This is a genomic window from Streptomyces sp. KLMMK (assembly GCF_036961605.1).
Lineage (GTDB): Bacteria > Actinomycetota > Actinomycetes > Streptomycetales > Streptomycetaceae > Streptomyces > Streptomyces telluris.
The window spans coordinates 1-3,398 of record NZ_JBAMDC010000556.1; the positions used below are offsets into that span (position 1 = coordinate 1).

Below are 3,398 nucleotides of genomic sequence, written 5' to 3' on the forward strand. Positions count from 1 at the left end.
CTTCTTGTCGCCGCCCTTGCCGCCCTTGTCCTTGTCCCCGCCGGCACCCATGCCGTCGAAGATCTCCTTGCACATCGGACAGACCGGGTACTTCTTCGGGTCGCGGCCCGGGACCCAGACCTTGCCGCAGAGGGCGACGACCGGGGAACCGGAGAGCGCGCTCTCCATGATCTTGTCCTTCTGGACGTAATGGGCGTAGCGCTCGTGGTCGCCGTCGCCGTGCGACACCTGCGGCGTCGGCTCTACGAGGGTGCCGGTCCCTGCCCCGCGCTCGGGCTCAAGAGTGCTCATGGTCTCCAAGGGTACTGGGGGACACCGCCGGGGACCGATCCCCGGTCCGGTCGTTTCCCGCCCGGGTCGCACCCCCGGCCGTACCCCCGCTCACACGCCCGCTCGCGCCCCCGCCGGAACGGGCCCGCGAGGACGTGGCGGCTACGGGCGCGGGCGTACGACTCGCACGCCGCGACAGGGTCCGCGCCGGCCCGCCGCCGGGCCCTGGACCGGCCGGAGCCGCTCCGGCGCGCCCGGGCGCGCGGGTCAGTTCAGGCTCGGGTCGTCCGGGTACGTGGCGACCATCGCCAGTTCGTTGCGCTGGCGGCGCAGCACCGCGCGCCACAGCTGCGACGGGTCGGGCGACGACACATCGCCCGGCTCGGACTCCACCACGTACCACGCGCCCTCCACCAGCTCGTCCTCCAGCTGGCCGGGGCCCCAGCCGGCATAGCCGGCGAAGATCCGCAGCGAGCCGAGGGCGGCCGCGAGCAGCTCCGGCGGGGCCTCCAGGTCGACGAGGCCGATCGCGCCGTGGACGCGGCGCCAGCCGAGCGGGCCGTCGCCGGCGACGGCGGAGGCGCCCGTCTTGTCGCCCCCCTCCCCCGGCACCACGGCCACGCCCAGCGCCGAGTCGAGCGAGACGGGCCCGCCCTGGAAGACCACGCCCGGCTCCCCGGCCAGCGCGGCCCAGGACTCCAGGATGTCGGCCACTCCGACGGGGGTCGGGCGGTTCAGGATCACTCCGAGGGACCCCTCCTCGTCATGGTCGAGCAGCAGCACCACCGCGCGGTCGAAATTCGGGTCAGCGAGCGCCGGTGTCGCGACCAGCAGTCGTCCTGTGAGCGAGGACACCTCGGACATGGGCACATGATCCCGCATTTCGGGCCCGCGCGGGGGGTGGACGCCCACTCCGGCAAGAAAGGGGCGGCCCCCGGCGCCCCGCCGATAACCGGTAGCGACCATTCCATTAACGGAGCGTGTTGTTGCAAAGCCATGACGTGCCCGGAGCCCCCCAGGGCATACAGGGCGGCCCCCTCGTCGCATTACCCTTTCTTCTTGCCCCCTGCCCAACTCCAGGAACGCGAGATCCATGACCGGCCCTGACGATGTCCTGCTTGTCCACGGCGGTACCCCGCTCGAGGGCGAGATCCGTGTCCGCGGCGCGAAGAACCTCGTGCCCAAGGCCATGGTCGCCGCGCTGCTCGGACACGGCCCCAGCCGGCTGCGCAACGTCCCCGACATTCGCGACGTACGCGTCGTGCGCGGACTGCTGCAGCTGCACGGTGTGACCGTCCGCCCCGGCGACGAGCCCGGCGAGCTGGTCCTCGACCCCACGTACGTGGAGAGCGCCAACGTCGCGGACATCGACGCGCACGCCGGCTCCTCGCGCATCCCGATCCTGCTGTGCGGCCCGCTGCTGCACCGGCTCGGCCACGCCTTCATCCCCGGCCTGGGCGGCTGCGACATCGGCGGCCGGCCGATCGACTTCCACTTCGAGGTGCTCCGCCAGTTCGGCGCGACCATCGAGAAGCGCGAGGGCGGCCAGTACCTGGAGGCCCCGCAGCGGCTGCGCGGCTGCAAGATCCGCCTGCCCTACCCCTCGGTCGGCGCGACCGAGCAGGTGCTGCTGACCGCCGTCCTGGCGGAGGGCGTCACCGAGCTGTCCAACGCGGCCGTGGAGCCGGAGATCGAGGACCTCATCTGCGTGCTGCAGAAGATGGGCGCGATCATCGCCATGGACACCGACCGGACCATCCGGATCACCGGTGTCGACAAGCTCGGCGGCTACAACCACCGCGCGCTCTCCGACCGCCTCGAGGCCGCCTCCTGGGCGTCCGCGGCGCTGGCCACCGGGGGCAACATCTACGTGCGCGGCGCCCAGCAGCGCTCGATGGTCGCGTTCCTCAACACCTACCGCAAGGTCGGGGGCGCCTTCGAGATCGACGACGAGGGCATCCGCTTCTGGCACCCGGGCGGCTCGCTCAACGCCATCGCGCTGGAGACGGACGTCGCCCCCGGCTTCCAGACCGACTGGCAGCAGCCGCTGGTCGTGGCCCTGACGCAGGCCTCGGGCCTGTCGATCGTCCACGAGACGGTGTACGAGTCGCGCCTCGGCTTCACCTCGGCGCTGAACCAGATGGGTGCTCACATCCAGCTGTACCGCGAGTGCCTGGGCGGGTCCGCCTGCCGCTTCGGCCAGCGCAACTTCCTGCACTCGGCGGTCGTCTCCGGCCCCACCAAGCTGCAGGGCTCCGACATGGTCGTCCCCGACCTGCGCGGCGGCTTCTCGTACCTGATCGCGGCCCTGGCCGCGGAGGGCACCTCGCGGGTCCACGGCATCGACCTGATCAACCGCGGCTACGAGAACTTCATGCAGAAGCTGAAGGACCTCGGCGCCAACGTGGAGATGCCCGGCGGCGACCCGGTCGCCTAGACACGGTCGCCTGGGCGCAGCCGTTCTGACGGGCCGTAAGCGCCTGTACGAGCCATTCAAGGCCCGTACAGGCGCTTTCGTGCATCCGGGTGGCCGTACGCCGTCCGCGGGCCTTGCAGGGCCCGTAGAAGCCCGGGAAAAGCCCGAAGGGCGGTCACCCCGGCCCGGGGTGACCGCCCTTCCAGCGCTGAGCGCAGCGCTGAAGGCCTTACTTGCCCTTGGCGGCTTCCTTGAGCTTGGAGCCCGCGGAGACCTTCACGCTGTAACCGGCAGCGATCTGGATCGGCTCACCCGTCTGCGGGTTGCGAGCGGTCCGAGCGGCACGGTGGGTGCGCTCGAAGGTCAGGAAGCCGGGGATGGTGACCTTCTCGTCGCCCTTGGCGACGATCTCGCCGACGGTCTCGGCGAGCGCGGCCAGAACGGCGTCGGCGTCCTTGCGGGTCACCTCGGCGCGGTCGGCCAGCGCGGCCACCAGCTCACTGCGGTTCATGTTGTACTCCCGTGTTCTTCTTGCCAATGAGGCGTGAGATCGAAGCCGATGCTGCCAGGGCCCTCGGACAGTCCCCGGACCCGGGTCCGTTGCCAGACCCTCGCGCCCGGTTACGCATCCTGCCCCCACCAGTGGCGGGAAAGCCAATCCGGCACCCTGGAGAGTCACACGGAAAGCGGCACAGCCTCGGATACAGCCGCA

At 71.3% G+C, this 3,398-nt stretch carries 4 protein-coding genes; 1 reads left to right on the forward strand and 3 read right to left on the reverse strand.

The features are described from left to right. Both V7793_RS35430 and V7793_RS35435 read right to left on the reverse strand, forming a co-directional pair. On the reverse strand, positions 1 to 291 hold a 291-nt coding region (locus V7793_RS35430; RefSeq protein WP_078660579.1), incomplete at its 3' end, for a DUF3039 domain-containing protein. A gap of 246 nt (positions 292 to 537) precedes the next feature. Continuing rightward, a complete protein-coding gene (locus V7793_RS35435; protein ID WP_336013791.1) occupies positions 538 to 1,134 on the reverse strand; it encodes a YqgE/AlgH family protein in 597 nt (198 codons plus the stop codon). 229 nt (positions 1,135 to 1,363) lie between these two features. Between V7793_RS35435 and murA the strand changes: the two genes are divergently transcribed. Next, positions 1,364 to 2,707 carry a UDP-N-acetylglucosamine 1-carboxyvinyltransferase gene (gene murA, locus V7793_RS35440; protein WP_336013792.1) on the forward strand — a complete coding sequence of 448 codons (1,344 nt, stop codon included), beginning with the start codon at positions 1,364 to 1,366 and terminating at the stop codon, positions 2,705 to 2,707. Between the two features lie 208 nt (positions 2,708 to 2,915). Here the strand turns inward: murA and V7793_RS35445 are convergent, their stop codons facing one another. Further along, positions 2,916 to 3,197, reverse strand: a complete 282-nt coding sequence (locus V7793_RS35445; protein ID WP_071961969.1) for an HU family DNA-binding protein — start codon at positions 3,195 to 3,197, stop codon at positions 2,916 to 2,918. Between the last annotated feature and the right edge of the window lie 201 nt (positions 3,198 to 3,398).